The organism is Micromonospora globbae (assembly GCF_003610785.1).
Classification (GTDB): domain Bacteria; phylum Actinomycetota; class Actinomycetes; order Mycobacteriales; family Micromonosporaceae; genus Micromonospora; species Micromonospora globbae.
Window position 1 is genome coordinate 163,394 of the sequence record NZ_RAQQ01000008.1, and the last position, 21,756, is coordinate 185,149.

The 21,756-nt window shown below is 74.0% G+C and carries 20 protein-coding genes and 1 pseudogene; 9 read left to right on the forward strand and 12 right to left on the reverse strand.

The window, feature by feature from the left end; all coding sequences use genetic code 11:
• Window positions 1-77 precede the first annotated feature (77 nt).
• Both D7I43_RS13365 and D7I43_RS13370 read left to right on the forward strand, forming a co-directional pair.
• On the forward strand, window positions 78-2,684 hold the full coding sequence (locus D7I43_RS13365) for a glycoside hydrolase family 9 protein (RefSeq protein ID WP_120328798.1): 2,607 nt from the start codon (window positions 78-80) through the stop codon (window positions 2,682-2,684).
• 114 nt (window positions 2,685-2,798) lie between these two features.
• Complete coding sequence (locus D7I43_RS13370) at window positions 2,799-3,326, forward strand: GNAT family N-acetyltransferase (RefSeq protein WP_120328799.1); 528 nt, start codon at window positions 2,799-2,801, stop codon at window positions 3,324-3,326.
• 12 nt (window positions 3,327-3,338) lie between these two features.
• On the opposite strand, the gene D7I43_RS13375 is transcribed toward D7I43_RS13370, so the two are convergent.
• The 6 genes from D7I43_RS13375 to D7I43_RS13400 all read right to left on the reverse strand — a co-directional run bounded on the left by D7I43_RS13375 (window position 3,339) and on the right by D7I43_RS13400 (window position 8,878).
• Entirely contained in the window at window positions 3,339-3,596 is a 258-nt protein-coding gene (locus D7I43_RS13375) for a UBP-type zinc finger domain-containing protein (RefSeq protein ID WP_120328800.1), read from the reverse strand.
• On the reverse strand, window positions 3,593-5,170 hold the full coding sequence (locus D7I43_RS13380; protein ID WP_120328801.1) for a Na+/H+ antiporter: 1,578 nt from the start codon (window positions 5,168-5,170) through the stop codon (window positions 3,593-3,595). Before D7I43_RS13380 ends, D7I43_RS13375 begins: the two co-directional genes overlap by 4 nt.
• 67 nt (window positions 5,171-5,237) lie before the next feature.
• A complete protein-coding gene (locus D7I43_RS13385) occupies window positions 5,238-6,200 on the reverse strand; it encodes a TIGR03885 family FMN-dependent LLM class oxidoreductase (RefSeq protein ID WP_120328802.1) in 963 nt (320 codons plus the stop codon).
• 56 nt (window positions 6,201-6,256) lie between these two features.
• On the reverse strand, window positions 6,257-7,672 hold the full coding sequence (locus tag D7I43_RS13390; protein WP_120328803.1) for an NADP-dependent succinic semialdehyde dehydrogenase: 1,416 nt from the start codon (window positions 7,670-7,672) through the stop codon (window positions 6,257-6,259).
• A 12-nt stretch (window positions 7,673-7,684) separates the two neighbouring features.
• Window positions 7,685-7,948, reverse strand: coding sequence for a DUF6343 family protein (locus D7I43_RS13395; RefSeq protein ID WP_120328804.1), 264 nt, complete (start codon window positions 7,946-7,948; stop codon window positions 7,685-7,687).
• 60 nt (window positions 7,949-8,008) lie between these two features.
• A complete protein-coding gene (locus D7I43_RS13400) occupies window positions 8,009-8,878 on the reverse strand; it encodes an LLM class F420-dependent oxidoreductase (RefSeq protein ID WP_120328900.1) in 870 nt (289 codons plus the stop codon).
• A 236-nt stretch (window positions 8,879-9,114) separates the two neighbouring features.
• On the opposite strand from D7I43_RS13400, the gene D7I43_RS13405 reads away from it, so the two are divergent.
• Entirely contained in the window at window positions 9,115-9,963 is an 849-nt protein-coding gene (locus D7I43_RS13405) for an SGNH/GDSL hydrolase family protein (RefSeq protein WP_120328805.1), read from the forward strand.
• Between the two features lie 92 nt (window positions 9,964-10,055).
• Here D7I43_RS13405 and D7I43_RS13410 read toward each other — a convergent pair whose 3' ends face one another.
• The 3 genes from D7I43_RS13410 to D7I43_RS13415 form a co-directional block, all read right to left on the reverse strand.
• Window positions 10,056-10,799 carry an EcsC family protein gene (locus D7I43_RS13410; protein WP_120328806.1) on the reverse strand — a complete coding sequence of 248 codons (744 nt, stop codon included), beginning with the start codon at window positions 10,797-10,799 and terminating at the stop codon, window positions 10,056-10,058.
• Window positions 10,800-10,844: 45 nt separating this feature from the next.
• Window positions 10,845-10,988, reverse strand: a complete 144-nt coding sequence (locus D7I43_RS33030) for a hypothetical protein (protein WP_192902142.1) — start codon at window positions 10,986-10,988, stop codon at window positions 10,845-10,847.
• Window positions 10,989-11,092: 104 nt separating this feature from the next.
• A complete protein-coding gene (locus D7I43_RS13415; RefSeq protein WP_120328807.1) occupies window positions 11,093-11,989 on the reverse strand; it encodes a peptidase M23 in 897 nt (298 codons plus the stop codon).
• A 420-nt stretch (window positions 11,990-12,409) separates the two neighbouring features.
• On the opposite strand from D7I43_RS13415, the gene D7I43_RS13420 reads away from it, so the two are divergent.
• The 3 genes from D7I43_RS13420 to D7I43_RS13430 are packed head-to-tail and all read left to right on the forward strand — an operon-like array spanning window position 12,410 to window position 14,486.
• Complete coding sequence (locus D7I43_RS13420; RefSeq protein WP_120328808.1) at window positions 12,410-13,330, forward strand: proteasome assembly chaperone family protein; 921 nt, start codon at window positions 12,410-12,412, stop codon at window positions 13,328-13,330.
• A gap of 37 nt (window positions 13,331-13,367) precedes the next feature.
• On the forward strand, window positions 13,368-14,165 hold the full coding sequence (locus D7I43_RS13425) for an exodeoxyribonuclease III (protein ID WP_120328809.1): 798 nt from the start codon (window positions 13,368-13,370) through the stop codon (window positions 14,163-14,165).
• An 18-nt stretch (window positions 14,166-14,183) separates the two neighbouring features.
• Complete coding sequence (locus D7I43_RS13430) at window positions 14,184-14,486, forward strand: antibiotic biosynthesis monooxygenase family protein (protein ID WP_120328810.1); 303 nt, start codon at window positions 14,184-14,186, stop codon at window positions 14,484-14,486.
• A 36-nt stretch (window positions 14,487-14,522) separates the two neighbouring features.
• Here the strand turns inward: D7I43_RS13430 and D7I43_RS13435 are convergent, their stop codons facing one another.
• Together D7I43_RS13435 and D7I43_RS13440 are read right to left on the reverse strand one after the other, a co-directional pair.
• Window positions 14,523-15,230, reverse strand: a complete 708-nt coding sequence (locus tag D7I43_RS13435; RefSeq protein WP_120328811.1) for a class F sortase — start codon at window positions 15,228-15,230, stop codon at window positions 14,523-14,525.
• Window positions 15,231-15,238: 8 nt separating this feature from the next.
• The gene (locus D7I43_RS13440) at window positions 15,239-15,910 is read right to left on the reverse strand and encodes a hypothetical protein (protein WP_120328812.1); all 672 of its coding nucleotides are present in this window, start codon (window positions 15,908-15,910) and stop codon (window positions 15,239-15,241) included.
• Between the two features lie 137 nt (window positions 15,911-16,047).
• Here D7I43_RS13440 and trmB point away from each other — a divergent pair.
• A pseudogene (gene trmB / locus D7I43_RS13445) lies at window positions 16,048-16,758 on the forward strand (tRNA (guanosine(46)-N7)-methyltransferase TrmB); the annotation flags it as partial.
• 133 nt (window positions 16,759-16,891) lie between these two features.
• Window positions 16,892-19,396, forward strand: coding sequence for a DEAD/DEAH box helicase (locus D7I43_RS13450; protein WP_120328813.1), 2,505 nt, complete (start codon window positions 16,892-16,894; stop codon window positions 19,394-19,396).
• A 110-nt stretch (window positions 19,397-19,506) separates the two neighbouring features.
• Here D7I43_RS13450 and D7I43_RS13455 read toward each other — a convergent pair whose 3' ends face one another.
• A complete protein-coding gene (locus D7I43_RS13455; RefSeq protein WP_147427247.1) occupies window positions 19,507-20,643 on the reverse strand; it encodes a hypothetical protein in 1,137 nt (378 codons plus the stop codon).
• Between the two features lie 384 nt (window positions 20,644-21,027).
• Between D7I43_RS13455 and D7I43_RS13460 the strand changes: the two genes are divergently transcribed.
• Window positions 21,028-21,672 carry a hypothetical protein gene (locus D7I43_RS13460; protein ID WP_120328815.1) on the forward strand — a complete coding sequence of 215 codons (645 nt, stop codon included), beginning with the start codon at window positions 21,028-21,030 and terminating at the stop codon, window positions 21,670-21,672.
• The last annotated feature ends 84 nt before the right edge of the window (window positions 21,673-21,756 follow it).

Sequence of the window (21,756 nt, forward strand, 5' to 3'; positions counted from 1 at the left end):
TGTAAGCATCGACCAGCAGCTATGGGAGCGCTCCCGGAGCACGCACCGCACCCGCCACCGTCCCGGAAGGACACCCCGTGACGCCACCCCGACGCCGCCGCGCGCTGCTCGCCGCGGCGGCCGCCCTCGCCCTCGCCACCGTCGGCGCCGCCCCCGCACACGCCGAGCCACCGCCCGACGCGCCCGAGCAGATCGACAACGGCGACTTCAGCGCCGGCGTGGCGCCGTGGTTCTCCTACGGCACCGGCCCGCTCGGCGTGACCGACGGCCGCCTCTGCGCCACCGTGCCCGGTGGCCTCGCCAACCCCTGGGACGCCGGCATCGGCCAGGACGGCGTCCCGCTCGTCGCCGGCGCCGAGTACACCCTCGGCTTCGACGTGTCGGCCACCCCCGGCACCCCGGTCACGGCCGTGCTGCAGCTGGGCGCCCCGCCGTACACCGGGTACGCGAGCGTCACCGTCACCGCCGGCGGCACCGCCCAGCGGGTCGAGCGGACCTTCACCGCCACGGACGGCAACCCGTCCGCGCAGTTGATCTTCCAGGTCGGCGGGAGCGCCGACGAACAGACCGTCTGCCTCGACAACGTCTCGCTGCGCGGTGGCGAGCCGCCCGAGCCGTACGAGCCGGACACCGGCCCGCGCGTCCGCGTCAACCAGGTCGGCTACCTTCCGGGTGGACCGAAGAACGCCACGGTCGTGACCGAGGCGACCGAGCCCCTGCCCTGGCGGCTGCGCTCCGCCGACGGCGACGTGCTGGCCGAGGGCACCACCACCCCGCGCGGCGTGGACCCCGCCTCCGGGCAGAACGTGCAGACGGCCGACTTCTCCGCGTACCGCACCCCGGGCACCGGGCTGCGGCTGGAGATCGACGGGGAGGCGAGCCACCCGTTCGACATCTCCGGCGGCCTCTACGAGCGGCTGCGCGCCGACTCGCTCCAGTTCTTCTACGCCCAGCGCAGCGGCATCGCCATCGACGGCGCGCTGCTCGGCGAGGCGTACGCCCGCCCGGCCGGCCACCTCGGGGTGGCCCCCAACCAGGGCGACACGGACGTGCCCTGCCAGCCCGGGGTGTGCGACTACCGCCTCGACGTGCGCGGCGGCTGGTACGACGCGGGCGACCACGGCAAGTACGTGGTCAACGGCGGCATCGCCACCTACCAGCTGCTGAGCGCGTTCGAGCGGACCAAGACGGCCGCCACGGCGGGCGGCGGCGCCGCGCTCGGCGACGGCACCCTGCGGGTGCCCGAGCACGGCAACGGGGTGCCCGACATCCTCGATGAGGCCCGCTGGGAGCTGGAGTTCCTGCTGCGCATGCAGGTGCCGGCCGGCCAGCCGCTCGCCGGCATGGCACACCACAAGATCCACGACCGGAACTGGACGGGCCTGCCGCTCGCCCCGCACGACGACCCGCAACCGCGCGAGCTGCACCCGCCGTCCACGGCCGCCACCCTGAACCTCGCCGCCGTGGCGGCCCAGTGCGCCCGGCTCTACGCGCCGTACGACGCCGCGTTCGCGGGCCGCTGCCGGACGGCGGCGACCACGGCGTACGCGGCCGCGAAGGCCCACCCCGACCGGTACGCGAGCCCGGCCGACAGCACCGGCGGCGGCGCGTACGACGACACGCGGGTGACCGACGAGTTCTACTGGGCGGCCGTCGAGCTGTGGCTCACCACCGGCGCGCCGGCGTACCTCGCCGACCTGACCGCGTCGCCGCACCACACCCAGGACGTGTTCGAGCCGCGGGGCTTCGGCTGGCAGGGCGTCGCCGCGCTGGGCCGGCTCGACCTCGCCACCGTGCCGAACGCGCTGCCCGCCGCCGAGCTGGCCCGCGTCCGGGCCTCGGTCACCGACGCCGCCGACGGTTACCTCGCCGAGCTGCGGCGGCAGGCGTACGGGCTGCCGATGCCCGGCGACGCCGGCAGCTACTTCTGGGGCGGCAACAGCAACGTCCTCAACAACACCGTCGTGCTGGCCACGGCGTTCGACCTGACCGGCGACGCCCGCTACCGCGACGGCGCCGTGCAGGCCGTGGACTACCTCTTCGGCCGCAACGCGCTGAACATCTCGTACGTGACCGGCTGGGGCGAGCACGCCGCCCGGAACCAGCACAGCCGCATCTTCGCCCACCAGCTCGACCCGAGCCTGCCGCACCCGCCCGCGGGTTCCCTCGCCGGCGGGCCGAACGCCGCCCTCCAGGACCCGTTCGCCGCGCAACTGCTCGCCGGGTGCGCACCCATGTTCTGCTACGTCGACGACATCAACTCGTACTCGACCAACGAGGTGGCGATCAACTGGAACTCGGCCCTGGCCTGGGTCGCCTCCTTCCTCGCCGACCAGGGCGCGGCCGACCCGGTGGCGGCGCCGACCTGCGCCGCGACGTACACCCTCCACGGCAGCTGGCCGGGCGGCTTCACCAGCCAGGTGACCATCCGCAACACCGGCACGGCCCCGGTCGACGGTTGGACGGCGCGGTTCGCGTTCACCGGCGACCAGGCGGTGGACCGGGCGTGGCTCGCGAGGGTGAGCCAGTCCGGCGCCACGGTGACCGCGCGCAACGAACCGCACAACGCCCGGATCAACCCGGGCGCGACGGTGACGTTCGGGTTCACCGCGACCACCGGCGGCGGCGCCAATCCGCCACCCGGCCTGGTCACGCTCAACGGCGTCCCCTGCACGTCGGCCTGACCGTTCCCGCCCCGGCGCGGCCGCACGGTCGCGCCGGGGCGGGCACCACCCGCCCGACGGGAACGCCCGCTCGCGGCCCTTCATCGCCGGACGCCGGTGTAGCACGATGTCGGCGTGACCGACACCCTGACCGTCCGGCCCGGCGAGCCCGCGGACGCGCCCACGATCCTGCGCCTGCTCGACGGCGCGACCGCCTGGCTCGTCGCCCGTGGCCGCAGCGGCCAGTGGGGCACCGAGCCGGCCTCGGCCGATCCGCGCCGCATCGCCCAGGCACAGGAGTGGGCCACCGGCGGCGGGCTCTGGCTCGCGATGCTCGGTGACCAGCCGGTCGGCGCCCTGGTCGTGGGCGCCGCCACCGAGTACGTGCCGGCGGCCACCGAACCCGAGCTGTACGTCAACCTGCTGGTCACCGACCGGGCGTACGCCGGACGGGCCATCGGGGGCCGGCTGCTGGCGCACGCCGCGGAGCTGGCCCGCGAGCGGGGCCTGGGCCTGCTGCGGGTGGACTGCTACGCCGGCGCCGACGGCGCCCTGGTGCGCTGGTACGAGCGGCAGGGCTTCACCCGCACCGACACGTTCACGGTGCGGCGGCCCGGACGGGAGCCCTGGCCCGGCCAGGTCCTCGCCCGGCGGCTGCCCTGACGGCGGTACGGCTCAGCCGATCTCCTCGTCCACGTAGCACCACCGCCAGGACTCCCCCGGCTGGATCGAGCGCATCACCGGGTGCCCGCTCTCCTCGAAGTGTGCGCTCGCGTGCCGGTACGGGGACGAGTCGCAGCAGCCCACGTACCCGCAGGTGAGGCAGGCGCGCAGGTGCACCCAGTCGGCGTTGCCGATCGCCACGCAGGCCGGGCACTCGTCGGTGGCCCGCGGCTCGGCCGTGCCCGCCTCGGTCAGGTGTACGCAGCTCACCGCTCGCTCTCCCGTCGCAGCAACGATTCCTCCAGGTCCAGGTCACGATAGGCCCGCACCAGCACCTCCTCCGGGATCCGGCCGCTGTCCCGGGCCAGGCGGAACACCTCACGCTCCGCGTCGATCATCTCCTGCCGCAACCGCCCGTACGCCTGCGACGGCGTCTCCCGCTCGGTGCCGCCGAGCTGCTCCCACGCCAGGTTGGTGCGCTCCTCCACGACCCGGCGCAGCCGCTCCACCACCGGCCCCGGCGCGCTGTCCGCCAGCTCGTTCAACCGGTCCCGCGCCGCGCGGCTGGCCTGCTGCTGCACGCCGGCGGCGGAGAGGGCGTCCTGCACGGGGTCGTCCGGCGGCAGTTTGAGCCACCGGGCCACGGCCGGCAGGGTGGCGCCCTGGCCGACGAGGGTGACCACGATAACCGCGAAGGCCAGCCAGATGAACAGCGCCCGGGGATACTCCTCGCCGCCGGACACGGTGAACGGCAGGGCCAGCGCGCCGGCGAGCGTCACCACGCCCCGCATCCCCGCCCAGCCGATCACCAGCGGGTACTTCACCGGCTTCCGCTCCCCGCCGCGGCGCCGGACGCCCGGCACCAGCCGGGTCAGGTAGGTGAGGGGGAACAGCCAGGCGAAGCGGGCCAGGAACAGGGTGCCGATCACCGCGGCCGTGACACCGACGAGCCGCCCCATCGGCTCGTCGAGGTCCTGGAGCACGTCCGGGAGCTGCAACCCGACGAGCAGGAAGACCAGGCCCTCCAGCAGGAACCGCACCAGCCGCCACACGGCGCCGACCTGGAGCCGGGACGCCGCCGACATCAGCACCGGCAGCCGGTGGCCCAGCGCGAGCCCGGTGACCACCACGGCGACCACGCCCGACGCGTGGATCTCCTCGGCCACGAAGACCACCGCGAACGGGATGATCAACGAGAGCGCGTTGTCCAGCAGCGGGTCGGTGATCCGCCGGTGCACGAACCCGAAGACCACCGCCCCGAGGGCGCCGACCAGCACCCCGCCCCCGGCGGACCGGAGCACCTCGATGCTCACCTCACCCGGGCCGACCGCCGAGCCGACGGCCGCCAGCGCGGCCACCCGGAACAGCACCAGGGCGGTGGCGTCGTTGAGCAGGCTCTCCCCCTCCAGGATCGTGACCACCCGTCGGGGTAGGCCGATCCGCCGCGCCACCGCCGTCGCCGCCACGGCGTCCGGCGGGGCGAGCACCGCGCCGAGGGCGAGGCAGATGGCGTAGGGCACCGCCGGCAGCAGCGCGTGCAGGACGAACCCGACGGCCACCGCCGTGAAGATCACCAGGCCGATGGCCAGCCACAGGATCGGGCGCAGGTTGTGCCGGAACGCCGGCACCGAGGTCTCCAGGGCGGCCACGTAGAGCAGCGGCGGCAGGATCCCCACGAGCACCAGGTCCGGGTCGAGCCGGACGTGCGGGAAGCCGGGTACGAAGGAGAGCACGAGCCCCGCCACCACCAGCACGATCGGTGCCAGCAGCCCGAGCTTGCGGGCCAGCGCCGCACCGACCGTCGCGATCGCCAGGAACACGACGACCTCGAAGAGTCCGTCCATGGATCACGAGCCTAGGCAACGCCACCCGGCCGGTCCGCCACCGGCCGGTCGGTCGTCGGTCACACCGTCACCGGGCGCCCAGCTTCGGCAGCACCTCGGCGCCGAACGCGTCGAGGAACGCCCGCTGCTCCTGCCCGACGTGGTGCAGCGCGATCTGGTCGAAGCCCAGCGCCACGTACTCCTCCAGCCAGCCGACGTGCCGGCCCAGGTCCGCCGAGACGTTGACCACACGGGCCACCCGCTCCATGGGCACGTCGGCCGACACCACGTCGAAGTGCTCGGCGGTCTCCAGGTCCCAGCAGACCGGCGGCGCGAAGACGTTGCTGCGCCACTGGTCGTACGCGACGGCCTCCGCCTCGGCCTGGTCCGGCGCCCAGCTGAGGTGCACCTGAAGGTGCAGCGGCCCGCGGCCACCGGCGTCGCGGTAGGCGTCGATCATCCGGCGCAGGTGCTCCACCGGCGCGTTCACCGTGATGAGCCCGTCCGCCCACCCCGCGCACCAGCGGGCCGTGGGCACGCTCACGGCCGCGCCGAGCAGCGCCGGGGGCCGCTCGGGCCGGGTCCACAGCCGTGCCCGGTCCACCCGGACCAGGCCGTCGTGGCTGACCTCCTCCCCCGCCAGCAGCGCCCGGATCACGTCGACGCACTCGCGCAGCCGGGCGGCGCGGACCGACTTGCGGGGCCAGCCGTCGCCGGTGACGTGCTCGTTGCTGGCCTCCCCCGTGCCCAGGGCCGCCCAGAACCGGCCCGGGTACATCGCCGCGAGCGTGCCGATCGCCTGGGCCACGACCGCCGGGTGGTACCGCTGGCCGGGGGCGTTCACCACGCCGAACGGCAGCCCGGTGGCCTGGAGCGCGGCCCCGAGCCAGGACCACGCGAACCCCGAGTGGCCCTGCCGGGCGCTCCACGGCGAGAAGTGGTCCGAACACATGGCGGCGTCGAAGCCGACCCGCTCGGCGTGGACCACCGCGTCCAACAGGGCGCGGGGGTGGATCTGCTCGTGGGACGCGTGGAAGCCGAACACCGTCATGGGTGCGTTCCCTACCCAGGACGGTGTCCGGCTAAAGCTGGGCGCGTCGCGCGGGACTACTCGGCGTGCGCGCCCGCCGGTCCGACGGAGCCGGCGCCCTCGCCCACCCAGACCGTCTTGGTGTTGCAGAACTCCCGCATGCCCAGCGCGGACAGCTCCCGGCCGTACCCGGAGTTCTTCACCCCGCCGAAGGGCAGTTCGGGGAACGAGGTGGTCATCCCGTTGATGAACACGTTGCCGGCGTCCAGGTCGGTCGCGAAGCGCGCCTGCTCGTCCTCGTCCCGGGTCCAGGCGTTCGACCCGAGCCCGAAGGTGGTGCCGTTGGCCACCTCGATCGCCTCGTCGTACGACGACACCCGGAACAGGCCGGCGACCGGACCGAACACCTCCTCGTGCCACATCCGCATCTCCGGGGTGAGGCCGGTGACCACGGTCGGCGGGTACCACCAGCCGTCACCGGCGGGCGGCTCGCCGCCGACCAGCACCGTGGCGCCCTTCTCGACCGCGTCCCGGACCTGGGCGTGCACCTCGTCGCGACCGCGCTCGCTCGCGAGGGGCCCCACGTCGGTCTGCTCGTCCATCGGGTCGCCGACCCGCAGCGCCGCCATGTTGGCCGCGAACTTCTCGGCGAAGGCGTCGAAGACGTCGGCGTGCACGATGAACCGCTTCGCCGCGATACAGGACTGGCCGTTGTTCTGGCAGCGCGCCGTCGTGGCCACCTCGGCGGCCTTGTCGAGGTCGGCCGACGGCATCACCACGAACGGGTCGCTGCCGCCCAGTTCCAGCACGGTCTTCTTCAGCTCCCGGCCGGCGATCTGCGCGATCGAGCGGCCGGCGCCCTCGCTGCCGGTCAGCGTGGCGGCGCGGACACGCGGATCGCTGAGGATCTGGTCGACGGCCTCCGACCCCACGAGCAGCGTGGTGAACGCCCCCTCCGGGAAGCCGGCGCGACGGAACAGGTCCTCCAGCAGCAGCGCCGTCTGCGGCACGTTCGAGGCGTGCTTGAGCAGCCCGGTGTTGCCGGCCATCAACGCCGGCGCGGCGAACCGCATCACCTGCCACAGCGGGAAGTTCCACGGCATCACGGCGAGCACCGGGCCGATCGGCTGGTAGCGGACGAACGCGCGGGCCGCGCTCACCGCGGCGGCGTCGGCCGGCTCGTCGGCGAGGAACTCGGCCGCGTGGGCGGCGTAGAAGCGCGCCGCCGTGGCGCACTTGGTCACCTCGGCCTTCGCCGAGGCGTACGTCTTGCCCATCTCGGTCGTCATGATCCGGGCGATCTCGTCCCGCTCGGCGTCCAGCAGGTCCGCCGCCGCGTTCATCCAGCCGGCCCGCTGGTCGAGCGTGGTGCGGCCCAGCTGCCGGTACGCCAGGTCGGCCCGCTCGATGGCGGCGTCGATCTGTTCGGCGGACATGGGGTCGTACGTCTTGAGCACCTGTCCGGTGGCGGGGTTGGTCGTGGCGATGGGCATCTCGTCCTCCTGTCACTCGAACAGCGAGTGCCGTGCGCCCGGCTCCTCGCGACGGCGGGCGGCGCGGCGGCGCTGGATGATGACCAGGTCGACGACGGCGACCACCGCGAAGAACGCGCAGACCGCGCCCAGCCACGCCAGGTCCGCCAGGAACGCCAGCACCGCGAAGATCGCCATGATCACAAGGCCGAAGCCGGCGAGCGCGAGCCGGAGGTTCAGCGCGCTGTAGGCGTGCCCGACCGTGCCGCGGGCACGCCGGGGCTGCGATCTCGTCATTCCCCCGACCTACCCCGCGACGGCCGGGCCTAACCGGTGTGGTCGACCCGTGGGGCCGGCTCAGCCGATCTCGGCGAGCCGCGGCACGATCCGCTCGCCGACCTGCTCGGCGAACTCGGCGGGGTGCCGGTCCGGGGTCACCTGGATCTCGGTAACGCCGAGCGCGGCGTACTCCCGGACCGCGGTGAGGAACGCCTCCGGCTCGTCCAGGGGCGGCACCCGCATGACCAGGGTCTTCTCGATGCTGTCGTAGTCGCGTCCCTCGGCCGCGCAGTGCGCGCGGAGCACGTCGAGCTTGTGGCGGACCTCGTCGGCGCCGGTGTCGAAGAGGTTGCACGAGTCGGCGTACCGGGCGACCAGCAGGAGGGTCTTCTTCTCCCCGCCGCCGCCGATCATGACGGGCGGGTGGGGCCGCCGGAGCGGAGCGGGCACGCAGAGGGTCTCGGCCAACCGGTAGTGCCGCCCCTCGTAGGGGCCGTTGTTCCCGCTCCACATCTGCAGGCAGATCTGGATGGTCTCCTCCAGCCGCTCGAACCGCTCACCCACCGGCACCACGGGCACCCCGAGACCCCGCTGCTCCCGCTCGTACCACGAGGCGCCGATGCCCAGGCGGGCACGGCCGCCGGACAGCACGTCCAGGGTCGTGACGATCTTCGCGAGCAGGCCCGGGTACCGGTACATCACGCCGGTGACCAGCACGCCGAGCGTCATCCGCTCCGTGTGGGCGGCCACGAAGCCGAGCGTCGTGTACGCCTCCAGCATCGGCTCGTCGGCGGGCGCCGTCGCCTCCATCTGGAAGTAGTGGTCCATGACGGTGAACGAGGCGAACCCGGCGTCCTCGGCGATCCGCGCGGTGCGCGCGAGGGTCGGGGCGATCATCTCCGGTTCGGACGGGATTGTGAAGGTCCAGTAGTGCAGGCCGATCCTCACCGTCACCCTCCCTCGCCCCCGGCCGGCGTCCGCGGCACACCCCACAATTCCATCCGGGTACGCGGGGTGTCGAGCCTCGGCGCGGCGTCACCCGGACGGCCGACCGCGGTGGCTAGCACATCGGCGGCCACCCTGGACACCGATGTGCCGCATAGCCGACAGCAGCCACCCACCGCTACCTCGTCAGCGCGTACAGTGACCGCGCTGCCGCCAGGAGTCGCCGGACGGGGAAGGACATGCCTCGACGCTGGGTCACCGCGGTCGCCTGCCTCGCGGCGCTCGTGGCGCTGGCCTGCGAGGGCGCCGGCGACGGTCCGTCCCGCCCGCCGCGCACCACGCCACCCGCCGGCTCCGGAGGGATCGCCGCCCTCGGCGACTCGGTCAGCACGGGGTTCGGCTCCTGCCTGGTGCTCACCTCGTGCGAGCGCAACTCCTGGTCGACCGGGGACGGGCTGCGGGTGCGCAGCCTCTACCGGCGGCTGCTCGACCGCGACCCGGGCGTCCGCGGGAAGGCCTACAACCACGCGCGGCCGGGTGCCCGGGCGGCGGCGCTGCAGGGCCAGGCCCGCGCGGCGGTACGCGACCGCGTCGACCACGTGACCGTGCTGGTCGGCGCGAACGACGCCTGCCGGGGCCGGGTCGAGGAGATGACGCCGGTGGCGCAGTTCCGGGCGGACGTGGACCGGGGGCTGCGGGTCCTGCGCACCGGCCGCCCCCGGGCGCGGGTGCTGGTGGTGAGCATCCCCGACCTGTACCGCCTCTGGGAGGTCGGGCACACCGATTCGCGGGCGGTCCGCGCCTGGCGGCGGGGTGTCTGCCCGGCACTGCTGGCCGACCCGACCTCGACGGCGCCCGCCGACCGGGCCCGCCGGCTCGCCGTGCGCGAGCGCATCGACGCCTACAACGCGCAGTTGCGGGCGGCGTGCCGGGCGTACGGGTCGCGCTGCCGGTACGACGGCGGGGCCGTGCACCGGGTGCGCTTCACCCTCGACCTGGTCAACCGGCTGGACTGGTTCCACCCGAACGCGGCCGGTCAGGACCGGCTCGCCGAGGTGGCCTGGCGGGCCTCGGGCCTCGCCGACTGACGTTCCGGCCGTCGGCGCGACCGGCGGTCCGGCGCAACCGGGCGACCGGCGCGACCGGCGGCCCGGCGCGACCCGCCGGCCGGGCGCGAGGGCTAGCGGCGCGGGTCGGGGACGGCCCGCCCCCGGTAGAGCGCCCGGGAACGCTCGGCGAGGTCCGTGGTGGCCGAGGAGTTGGCCCAGGTGCCGAGGATGATCGCCGCCCCGGGTACGACCTTCGCGAAGACCCGCTTGGCCGCCCGCACACCGGCCATCTGGGCCAGCCGGACGCCCAGGCGCAGCATCGCCCGCCCCAGGTGGCCCTGCCCGCCCATGCCGAACAGCGCGCCCGCGCGTTCCCGCCCGGCCGCCACCCCGAGGGCCAGCCGGGCGCTCTCGGCCACCTTGTGCACCCGTTGGAGGACCAGCAGGTCGGTGGCGCGGTCGCTGTGCAGCGGGTCGACGCCGTACGCGGCGGCGATGTGCAGCACCATCCGGGCCTGGGTCCAGGCGAGCACGCCCACGTCGATCACCGCGCCGGGCAGGCCCGCCGCGCCGGAGACGGCGCCCGACAGCCGCGCCCGGTTGACGAACCTGCGGGCGGCCTGCTCGGCCAGGTCCTCGGCCGTCGCGTCCGGCTGCTCCGCCCGGGCGCGCCGCGCCCACTGGGCCGCCTCCGGGCCGAGCCGGCGCACCGCCTCCAGGGCGAGGTGCTCCGGCGCGTACTGCGGGTCGGCCCGCATCCGGTCCCAAAGGGTGACCGGTGGCGCCTCGGGGGCCTCCTGGGCGGCGGTCCCGGCCGCCGCGGGCTGCGGCGTGGGAGCGGGCGGCTGGCCGTCGGCGGGCACGGGATCGGTCACAGGTACTCCCGAGGGGTGAGCGGGCGGGTACGACGCGCGGTGGGGTCAGCGACGGTTCGACAACTTCGCCGCCAGCCCGCGCAGCCTCCGCTGGGTCTCGGGCTTGGCCAGTTCGCGGCGGCCGCGCGCGACGAGCTGCTGACCTCGGGGTGAGCGCAGGAAGGTGCTGATCCGCTGGAGCAGAGACATCTCGGTCCTCCTGTGTCCGGTGAGCCCTCACTCATGTGTACCCGGAACCGACAACCGATGCGCCCGGGACGCCCCGACCGCTTCCGTCCACTGTGGTCCGAAGACTACCGCTCCGGGGGCACGATGGCGTCGACGACCCGGGTCGCCCGCCACTCGTGCTTCGCGTAGTGCTCGGGGTACGCCGACACCTGCACCGCCTGCGCCGCGTCGGTGAGCCGCATCTGCTGCCAGCCCGGCACCTGCTCCAGGGCGCTGAGGAACCGCCGGGTGGCGAACTCCGGGTCCATCAGCCGGTCGACGGGCCCCCAGCCGCTGCTCGGCCGCTGCTGGAAGAGCCCGACGGAGTCGTGGTCCCACCCGATGGCCTGGTGCGGGTACTTCTGGGACTCCGGCAGCACGCCACTGGCGTAGTTGTAGAGGTTGCTCTCCTGCATGGCGGTGGCCACCGCGATCACCAGGGCCCGGCGGGGGACGCCCATCTCCCGGCCGGTCCGCACGATGGCCTCGGCGTTCTCCATCTGCGCCTCGGTCAGCCCCGCCACCGGCGCCGGCTCCTCCGGCGCGTCCCGATCGGTGTCCGGGTCGGTCGAGGCGGGCGCGGCCTTCGCGGGGCGGGACGGGGCCGACGTCGCGGCGGGCGTCCGGTCCTGCCCACGGGAGGCGGTCTCCTGCTGGGCGCGCTGCGCCAGGTCGGACCGTGCCGCCACGGCGGCCGTGTCGTCGCCGGTCTGCGCGTACGCGGCGAGGCCGAGGCAGCACACCACGCCGGCGGCGAGCGCGACCCCGGCCCGGCCCGGGGCGGCGGCGAGCACGGTCCGGGCCCGGGCGGGGGCGGTGGCGAGCACGGTCCGCGCCCGGGCGGGCGCGGCGGCGAGGCGCCGGCGGTAGGCACGGGCGGCCGCGAGGCCCGACCTCATCCGTTCGGGTGAGGATGTGTCATCCGTACGGACATCGGGGTCGAGGGGAGCGTTCGAGTCGTCGAGGGTGCGGTCGTCACGCATCAGCCGAGGCTAGGCATGCGGATCCCATGATTACCGTGGGTGATCTCGTGGCCCTGACCACAGAATCCGGGCCGTCGGGGGGACAGGGCGGGAGGTCCGGCGCCGCGCTCGGACGGACCTCGCGACCGGGACGCAACGGTCACCGGGCGCGGGCCGGTCGCGCGTCACCCGGAACGGGACACCTCGCCGGGCGGCGGTCCACGATCACTAAACTCGGTCGTCCGGCCCAGGCAGCGTCCACCGATCGGGGGGCAGCCCCTCGCCGCCCGGCGGAATGCGGCAATTCGCCCCATCCAGATCACTCATTGAGAACGAACCGCCCGGCGAAGGAATGCACCAGGATGGCGGGTACGTTGCCGGAACCGGGCGCCGCGCCACGCGGCGGCGCTTCGCAGGCACATCCCAGGGAGGTCCGCACCGGTGCTCGACCCACACGAGCTCTACGAGCTCACCGACGATCTGCCCGACCTCGGACAGCCGGTCCTGATCCAGGCCCTCACGGGCTTCGTCGACGCCGGGAGCGCCAGCCGGCTGGCCCGCGAGCAGCTGTTCAGCTCGCTGGAGTCCCGCCCGATCGCGACCTTCGACCTCGACCAGCTCTTCGACTACCGCTCCCGGCGGCCGGTGATGACCTTCGTCGAGGACCACTGGGAGTCGTACGACACCCCGAAGCTCGAGCTGCACCTGCTGCGCGACGACGACGACACCCCGTTCCTGCTGCTCACCGGACCCGAGCCGGACCTGCAGTGGGAGCGCTTCGTGGCCGCGGTGGCGGGACTCTCCGCGCGGCTGGACGTCCGGCTCACCGTCGGGCTCAACTCGATCCCGATGGCCGTGCCGCACACCCGGCCCACCGGGGTGACCGCCCACGCGACGCGCCGCGAGCTGATCGCCGGGCACGAGCCGTGGTTGCAGCGGGTGCAGGTGCCGGGGAGCGTCGGCCACCTCCTCGAGTACCGCCTCGGCGAGATGGGCCGCGACGCCGTCGGCTTCGCCGCCCACGTGCCGCACTACGTGGCCCAGACCGAGTACCCGGCCGCCGCGGAGGTGCTGCTCGCCTCGGTGTCCCGCAGCACCGGCCTGCTGCTGCCCAGCGACGGGCTGCGCTCGGCCGCCGAGGTGGTCCGCGTCGAGATCGACCGCCAGGTCGCCCAGAGCGAGGACGCCGCGGCGCTCGTGCAGGCACTCGAGGAGCAGTACGACGCGTTCGCCCGGGGCCGGGGCGGAAAGAACCTGCTCGCCCCCGAGTCGGGGTCGCTGCCGACCGCCGAGGAACTCGCCGCCGAGCTGGAGCGGTTCCTGGCCGAGCAGAGCCGCCCGAACGACACCCCGGGCAGCTGACGCGGCGCACCGGCCGCGGATGCGGCAGGCTGGAGGCATGCGCCTGGCGACCTGGAACGTGAACTCGGTGAAGGCCCGCCTCCCCCGGCTGCTCGACTGGCTCGCCGGCACGAAGCCGGACGTGGTCTGCCTCCAGGAGACGAAGTGCCCGGACGGGGCCTTCCCCGTGGCGGAGGTCGGCGAGCTGGGCTACACCGTGGCCAGCCACAGCGACGGCCGGTGGAACGGGGTGGCGCTGCTGTCGCGCGTCGGCCTGGCGGACGTGACGGTCGGCTTCCCCGGCGAGCCGGGCTTCCCGCAGCCGGAGGCACGCGCCATCTCCGCCACCTGCGACGGACTGCGGGTCTGGTCGGTGTACGTGCCGAACGGCCGCACGCCCGACGACCCGCACTACACGTACAAGCTGGCCTGGCTCGCCGCGCTGCGCGACGCGCTGGACCAGGAGCTCACCGGCGGGTTGCCGCTGGCGGTCTGCGGCGACTTCAACGTGGCCCCGACCGACGCCGACGTCTGGGATCCGGCGGTGTTCACCCACTCCACGCACGTCACGCCGGCCGAACGCGCCGCCCTGGCCGCGCTGCGCGACCTGGGGCTCTCCGACATCGTGCCGACGCCCATGAAGGGGCCCCACCCGTTCACGTACTGGGACTACCGGGCCGGGATGTTCCACCAGAACAAGGGCATGCGCATCGACCTCGTGTACGCCTCGGCGCCGTTCGCCCGGGCGGTCCGCTCCGCGTACGTCGACCGGGAGGCCCGCAAGGGCAAGGGGCCCTCCGACCACGCGCCGATCGTCGTCGACGCCGACCTGGTGCCGGCCGTCGAGACGTTCTGACCTGGTTAGGGTGGGGGCATGGCAGTCGTGAAGATCAACGCTATCGACGTCCCTCCCGGCGCGGGCGAGGAGCTGGAGAAGCGCTTCGCGGCGCGGGCCGGCGCCGTGGAGAACTCCCCCGGCTTCCTCGGGTTCGAGCTGCTCCGACCGGTCGGCGGGGAGACCCGCTACTTCGTCTACACGAAGTGGGAGTCGGAGGAGGCGTACCAGGCCTGGGCCGCCGGCCCGTCCCGGGCGGCGCACGGCGGGCAGCAGCAGCAGCGCCCGGTCGCGACCGGCGCCACCCTGCTCGAGTTCGAGGTGGTCCAGCAGGTCCCGTGACGCCGGCTTCCGGGTTCCGCGCGGCCCGCGGGCCGGTCAGGTGGCCCGGGTGTCCGCCAGGGAGGCGAACGCGATGACGTTGTCGGCGTAGCCCGTGCGGCCGCCGACGAAGTCCCCGCCGCAGGTGATGAGCACCAGCTGAGGTGGCCCGTCGCGGCCGTACACCCGGTCGGCCGGCAGCCGGTCCTTCGGGAACCGCTCCACCGAGTCGATCCGGAACGTCAGCACCGACCGATCGGCCCGGGTCACCTCGACGGTGTCGCCCGCCTTCAGCTTGCCCAGGTCGTAGAAAACTGACGGGCCCTCCCGGGTGTCGACGTGCCCGACGATCACCGCGGGGCCCGGCTCGCCCGGCGTCGGCCCCCGGTCGTACCAGCCGGTCTCGTTGTGCCGCTCCAGCGGAGGTACGGCGATCGAGCCGTCGCGGGCCTGCCCGACCGGCGCCACCGGCGCGGACACCTCGATCGCCGGCACCACGAGGCGTACCGGCCGGCTGGCCCGCAGGGCGTCGCCTTCCTCCCGCGACGACCGGTCCCCGCTGCTCGACGCCCACTCCAGCGGGACCGTGCGACCCAGGCCCGCTCCCGTGGCGAAGACCCCGGCCAGCACGAACACGATCGCCAACGGCACCGTCCACGGGCTGCGCCCGCGCGGCCGGCCGGCGGAGGACGGCCGGCGGGCGGGCAGGCGGCCGACGGGCGGCCGACCCTCGACGGGCGGTCGGGCGGGGCGCTGGGTGACCATGGCGGACCTCAGCGGCGGACGCGGACGGTACGGGGGCGGCGCAACGCCGCCACGGCGAGGATCGCGCCGACGATGGTCAGCGCCACGCCGCCGGGGAGCAGCAGGCCACCGGGAAGGCCACCGGCCGTGCCGCCGAACCCGGTGGCCGGGCCACGGCTGGGCGGCGGCGTACCCTTCACCACCTGCAGCATCGTCGAGGCGGTCGCGCCGTCCCGGCACTCGAGCTTGACCCGGTAGTTGCCCGGACGGACGCGCTCCCGCACCATCGGCGCGGCGGTGAGCAGCCCCCGCTGCGGCTGCACCTGCACCCGGCCGAACGCGTCGGACGCGACGATCGCGGGCACCGAGTTGTCGTGGCAGCTGGCCTTGATACCGACGAGGAATCCCGGCTGGACGGTGCTGGGGCTGACCTCCACGAACACGTCCACGATCGGGCTGGGCTGGGGCGCGGCGACCGGGTCGGCCTCCACCTCGGCGTCCGCGCCGCCGTCCTCCGGCCAGCGCGGCGCGGGCGCGGTGTGCTCCGGGGGGCCCGGCGTCGGCGCGGCCTGCGCCAGCGCGGCGGGCGACGCGTCGACGTACGCGGGGGCCGCACCCTCCCGGGGCGCCTCCTGGTTGGCGGCGACGGCCATCACGAGGCCGGCGATCACGGCCGACAGGGCGAACTCACCGCGGGTCATGCCGATGCCCCCTCCCGACGCCGTTCACCCGTGCCGGGCAGCGGAGAAGCCCGGTCTGCCGTACGAGATGGATCCTCTCATCCCTGGTCGTACATCACATCCGATCCGGCGGGACGGTCGCGTACGCTCGGGTCGCTGTGACCTCCACCGACCACGACCCCACCGCCGCCGTGCCGCGCCCGCCGCTGCGGACGATCCGTACCTTCCATCCCCGCCGGGGCCGGATGACGGGTCGGCAGGCGGACGCGCTGGACCGGCTCTTCACGGCGTACGGCCTTCCGGTGCCGGACGGACCCGGCGCCCCGATCGACCCGGCCGAGCTGTTCGGGCGCGCGGCCCCGGTGGTGCTGGAGATCGGTTCGGGTATGGGCGAGACCACCGCGGCGATGGCCGGCGCCGATCCGGATCGAGATTATCTGGCGGTAGAGGTGCACACGCCCGGAATCGCCAACCTCCTCGACCTCGTGGAGCGGCACGGCCTGCGCAACGTCCGGGTGGCCCGCGGCGACGCCCTGGAGCTGGTGCGCCGGCTGCCGGCCGGGTCGCTCGACGCCGTGCACGTCTTCTTCCCGGACCCGTGGCCCAAGGCCCGGCACCACAAGCGGCGGCTCATCCAGCCGGCGCACGTGGCGCTGCTGCGCAGCCGGTTGGCGCCGGGCGGGACGATCCACTGCGCCACCGACTGGGCCGAGTACGCCGAGGCGATGCGGGAGACGCTCGACGCCGACCCCGAGCTCGTGAACACCCACGACGGCTTCGCCCCACGCCCGGCCCACCGCCCCGTCACGAAGTTCGAGCGGCGGGCGCTGCTCGCCGGCCGCCCGGTGGCCGACCTGATCTACCGCCGCCGCACACCCGCCGGTCAGCCGGCGGGGCCCGCGTCTCAGGCGGGGCCGCCCTCCACCGCCTGAGGGCCCCTGCCGACACCCGCCACCACCCGGTTGGCGCGGGTGGCCATGATCCAGGCACCATTGACGGGCTATGACGCTCACCGCCGCGCTACCCGCCACCGCCGACCCCGACACCCTCTTCGACACGTTCGCCGGCTGGGCCAAGGAACGCGGCCTCGACCTCTACCCCCACCAGGAGGAGGCGGTCATCGAGATCGTCTCCGGCGCCAACGTCATCATGAACACGCCGACCGGCTCGGGGAAGAGCCTGGTCGCCGCCGCGGCGCACTTCGCGGCCCTCGCCGACGACCGCACCACCTTCTACACGGCCCCGATCAAGGCCCTCGTGTCGGAGAAGTTCTTCGCCCTGTGCGAGATCTTCGGCGCCGAGAACGTCGGCATGCTCACCGGCGACGCCAGCGTCAACGCCGACGCGCCGGTCATCTGCTGCACCGCCGAGATCCTCGCCAACCTGGCCCTGCGGGAGGGCGCCCGCGCCGACGTCGGCCAGGTCGTCATGGACGAGTTCCACTTCTACGCCGAGCCGGACCGCGGCTGGGCCTGGCAGGTGCCGCTCATCGAGCTGCCGCAGGCACAGTTCATCCTCATGTCCGCGACGCTCGGCGACACCACCCGCTTCGTCGACGACCTCACGCGGCGCACCGGGCGGCCGACCGCCGTCGTCCGCTCGGCCGAGCGGCCCGTCCCGCTCCTCTTCTCGTACGCCATGACGCCGCTGCACGAGACCCTGGAGGAGCTGCTGGAGACGAAGCAGGCCCCGGTCTACGTCGTGCACTTCACCCAGGCCGCCGCCCTGGAGCGCGCCCAGGCCCTGATGAGCGTCAACGTCTGCACCCGGGCCGAGAAGGACATGATCGCGCAGGCGATCGGGAACTTCCGCTTCACCTCCGGCTTCGGCAGGACGCTGTCCCGGCTGGTCCGGCACGGCATCGGCGTGCACCACGCCGGCATGCTGCCCAAGTACCGCCGCCTCGTGGAGACCCTCGCCCAGGCCGGGCTGCTCAAGGTCATCTGCGGCACCGACACGCTGGGCGTCGGCATCAACGTGCCGATCCGCACCGTGCTGTTCACCGGCCTGTCGAAGTTCGACGGCACCCGTACCCGGCTGCTCAAGGCCCGCGAGTTCCACCAGATCGCCGGCCGCGCCGGCCGGGCCGGCTTCGACACCATCGGCCGGGTGGTGGTGCAGGCGCCGGAGCACGTCATCGAGAACGAGAAGGCCCTCGCCAAGGCCGGTGACGACCCGAAGAAGCGGCGCAAGGTGGTCAGGAAGAAGCCGCCCGAGGGGTCGATCGGCTGGGGGAAGCCCACCTTCGAACGGCTCGTCGAGGCCGAGCCGGAACCGCTCACCTCCAGCTTCCAGGTCAGCCACTCGATGCTGCTCAACGTCATCGGCCGGCCCGGTGACGCGTTCGCCGCCATGCGGCACCTGCTCACCGACAACCACGAGGACCGGGCCGCCCAGCGCCGGCACATCCGCCGGGCCATCGCGATCTACCGGGCGCTGAAGGCCGGCGGCGTCGTCGAGGAGCTGCCCGAGCCGGACGAGACCGGGCGGCGGGTACGGCTCACCGTCGACCTCCAGCTCGACTTCGCGCTCAACCAGCCGCTCTCCCCGCTCGCGCTGGCCGCCATCGAACTGCTCGACCGGGAGTCCCCGTCGTACGCCCTCGACGTGCTCTCGGTCATCGAGTCGATCCTCGACGACCCGCGGCAGGTGCTCTCGGCGCAGCAGTTCAAGGCGCGCGGCGAGGCGGTCGCCGCCATGAAGGCCGAGGGCATCGAGTACGAGGCACGCCTCGAACTGCTCGACGAGGTGACCTGGCCCAAGCCGCTCGCCGAGCTGCTCGAGTCGGCGTACGAGATGTACCGGCAGGGGCACCCGTGGGTGGCCGACCACCAGCTCTCCCCCAAGTCCGTCGTCCGGGACATGTACGAGCGGGCCATGACCTTCCCCGAGTACGTGCAGTTCTACGGGCTGTCCCGCTCCGAGGGGCTGGTGCTGCGCTACCTCGCCGACGCGTACAAGACGCTGCGGCAGACCGTCCCCGAGGACGCCAAGACCGAGGAACTCATCGACCTCATCGAGTGGCTCGGCGAACTCGTGCGGCAGGTGGACTCCAGCCTCATCGACGAGTGGGAGCGGCTGCGCAACCCGTCCGACGTCGAGGAGGTCGCCGCCTCGCTCGACGACCGGCCCGCCGCGGTGACGCGGAACACCCGCGCGTTCCGGGTGCTGGTGCGCAACGCGCTGTTCCGGCGGGTCGAGCTGGCCGCCCTGCGCCGGTGGGATCTCCTCGGGGAACTCGACGCCGGCGACGGGTGGGACGCCGACGCCTGGGCGGACGCGCTCGAGCCGTACTTCGAGACGTACGACTCGATCGGCACCGGCCCGGACGCGCGCGGCCCGGCGCTGCTCATGATCGAGCAGGGCCGCTCGACCTGGACGGTGCGGCAGATCCTCGACGACCCCGAGGGCGACCACGACTGGGGCATCAGCGCCGAGGTCGACCTCGCCGCGTCGGACGAGGCCGGCGAGGCGGTCGTCCGGATCACGTCCGTCGGGCAGCTCTGAGGTCCGTCGCCCGCGGGGTCGCTCCCGCCTCGCGCCCGAAGCGGCATGGACGAACCGAGAGGCCCCTCCTCCGCACCGGAGGGGCCTCTCCGTAGCTCACGCGGGCTGCCTCACCACGAACTCGCGATCTTGGACCCGAAGCTCGCCCCGGTGGACAGGTCGCACTCGGCGCTGTAGGCCTCGCGGCGGCAGTGGTCGGCCCGGCCGTCGCCGTCGGCGTCCACCCAGCCGTGGAAACCGGCGGAGGTCGCCGCGGTGGCGAAGGTGCTTCCGAACGACGTCCCGTTCGAGAGCGTGCACTGCGCGAACGTGCCGCCGATCACGCGGCAGTAGTCGTCGCGGCCGTCACCGTTGACGTCGCCCCAGCCCTGGGTTTCCGGGTAGCCGGCGTCCATGGTGGGAGAGGTGAAGCTGGCGCCGAAGGCGGTGCCCGCCGACAGCGTGCACCGGACGGTGGTGGAGGCGTAGACCGCTGAGCCGACGATGCGGCAGTAGTCCGCACGGCTGTCGCCGTTGACGTCGGCCCACCTGCGGCTGTCGTCGTAGCCGGCGTCGAGCGCCGCCGAGGTGAACGTCTGCCCGAACGAGTTGCCGTTCGACAGGGTGCACTGCAGGGACGTGCTCCCGACGACCCGGCAGTAGTCGGCGCGGTTGTCGCCGTTGACGTCCACCCAGCTCCGCCCCGCGTCCCAGCCGGGGTCCAGCGCGGCGGACGTGATCGTGCTGCCGTAGCCGGTGCCGGTCGACAGGGTGCACTGTGCCCTCTTGTCCCACCCTCCGACGATCCGGCAGAAGTCCGACCGGCCGTCACCGTTGAAGTCGGCCCAGGCCCGCCCGGCGTCGTAGCCCGGATCGACGGCACCGGACGTGAAGTCGCCGCCGTAGCGCGTACCCATCGAGACGGTGCACCGGAGGTTCTTGTATCCGCTGCCCACGACCCGGCAGTAATCGGCGCGGGCGTCACCGTTGAAGTCGGCCCACGCCCGGCCCGCGCCGTAACCGGGATCGACCACCATCGTCACGGCTCCGGTGAAACCGGTGCCGGTCGAGCGGACGCAGGAGAGCATGGTGCCGCCGACGATCTGGCACGTGTCGGCACGACCGTCGCCGTCGAAGTCGACCCAGCCGTTCGCGCTCTGGACCGCCCGGAAACCGGTCATCGCCGCCTGCACGGGCGACGACGGGAGGGCGACGACCGTCCCGGCGAGCGTCACGGTCACCGCGACGACACGAAGAGCACTTCTCACGAGGGCATTGAATGGCCGCATCGATCCTCACACGTGGTGTTGGCAGAAGGGGTCGGCACCGCGTCCGGCGGCGCCACCACGAAGATCCCATCGACCATGATCATCCGTTGTCACAATCCTGACCGACGCCCGGTCGGCATCCGGACCAGCACCGTCGACCGGCGTCCGTGTCCGGTGCCGCGCGGGCCAGCCGCGGTCGGCCGGTCCGACCGGGGTCGATGGAGCCGACCCTCGCGGAGTTGGCCCTCGCGGAGCTGGCCCTCACGGGGGCGGGGTCGAGCGGGGCGGACCGGCTCTCGGGGAGCCCTCTCGGGCGCTGGGCGATGTCATACCCGCCGATTAGAATGTATGTACTAATCGCGCTCCTGACCTGGGAGGACGACCGTGACCGCGCCCGCCTCCGCCCCCCTCACGCCCTACGCCACCCTCCTCGGCTTCACCCGCTACGTCGACCGCACCGGCCCCACGAAGGCCACCTTCGTGGGTGGCCTCCGCAAGCAGCGGGCCAGCCGTTCCGGCTTCAACCCGCACGGCCAGTTCGTGAAGGCGCTCAAGGCCGACATCGCCTTCCACACCGGCGGCACCCACCTCGACCAGGTGGCCGAGCAGGTCAAGCCCCGCTGGCGCCCGCTCTACCAGGCGCTGGTGCCCGGCGCGACGGCCTGGCTCCGCTCCCTCGGCGAGCCGACCTCGGTCGACCTGGCCCAGACCCGCGACGCCCTCGCGATGCTCGGCGACCTGCCCGTCAAGATCAACCCCCACTTCGGCGTACGCTACGCCGACGGGCGCGCCGAGGCGGTCCGACTGCACTTCGACGAGACCCCGCCGAGCGAGGAGGCGGTGCTCGCCACCCTGCACCTCATGGCCCGCCACATGGACGCGGTGCTCCCGCACGCCGAGCCGGTCCTCGTGGACGTCCGGCGCGGCCAGGCGCACCGGATGCCCGAGGGCGTCAAGGCCGACCAGGTCGAACGCTGGCTCGCCGGCGAGGCGGCCGCCTTCCGCGCCCTCTGGAGCACCGCCGCCTGACGAACGCCGAGCCGGCCCGACCGCCGCCGACCGCCGCCGGGCGGCGCCCGCCGGCGGGCGGCCGGGCCGCGGACCGCCGGGCGG

Bases quoted from the DNA above. Each gene is read 5' to 3' on its own strand.
- D7I43_RS13380 (WP_120328801.1), bottom strand. From the start codon at position 5,170: ATGGACGGACTCTTCGAGGTCGTCGTGTTCCTGGCGATCGCGACGGTC.
- D7I43_RS13385 (WP_120328802.1), bottom strand. From the start codon at position 6,200: ATGACGGTGTTCGGCTTCCACGCGTCCCACGAGCAGATCCACCCCCGC.
- D7I43_RS13390 (WP_120328803.1), bottom strand. From the start codon at position 7,672: ATGCCCATCGCCACGACCAACCCCGCCACCGGACAGGTGCTCAAGACG.
- D7I43_RS13395 (WP_120328804.1), bottom strand. From the start codon at position 7,948: ATGACGAGATCGCAGCCCCGGCGTGCCCGCGGCACGGTCGGGCACGCC.
- D7I43_RS13405 (WP_120328805.1), top strand. From the start codon at position 9,115: ATGCCTCGACGCTGGGTCACCGCGGTCGCCTGCCTCGCGGCGCTCGTG.
- D7I43_RS33030 (WP_192902142.1), bottom strand. From the start codon at position 10,988: ATGTCTCTGCTCCAGCGGATCAGCACCTTCCTGCGCTCACCCCGAGGT.
- D7I43_RS13415 (WP_120328807.1), bottom strand. From the start codon at position 11,989: ATGCGTGACGACCGCACCCTCGACGACTCGAACGCTCCCCTCGACCCC.
- D7I43_RS13425 (WP_120328809.1), top strand. From the start codon at position 13,368: ATGCGCCTGGCGACCTGGAACGTGAACTCGGTGAAGGCCCGCCTCCCC.
- D7I43_RS13430 (WP_120328810.1), top strand. From the start codon at position 14,184: ATGGCAGTCGTGAAGATCAACGCTATCGACGTCCCTCCCGGCGCGGGC.
- D7I43_RS13435 (WP_120328811.1), bottom strand. From the start codon at position 15,230: ATGGTCACCCAGCGCCCCGCCCGACCGCCCGTCGAGGGTCGGCCGCCC.
- D7I43_RS13440 (WP_120328812.1), bottom strand. From the start codon at position 15,910: ATGACCCGCGGTGAGTTCGCCCTGTCGGCCGTGATCGCCGGCCTCGTG.
- D7I43_RS13450 (WP_120328813.1), top strand. From the start codon at position 16,892: ATGACGCTCACCGCCGCGCTACCCGCCACCGCCGACCCCGACACCCTC.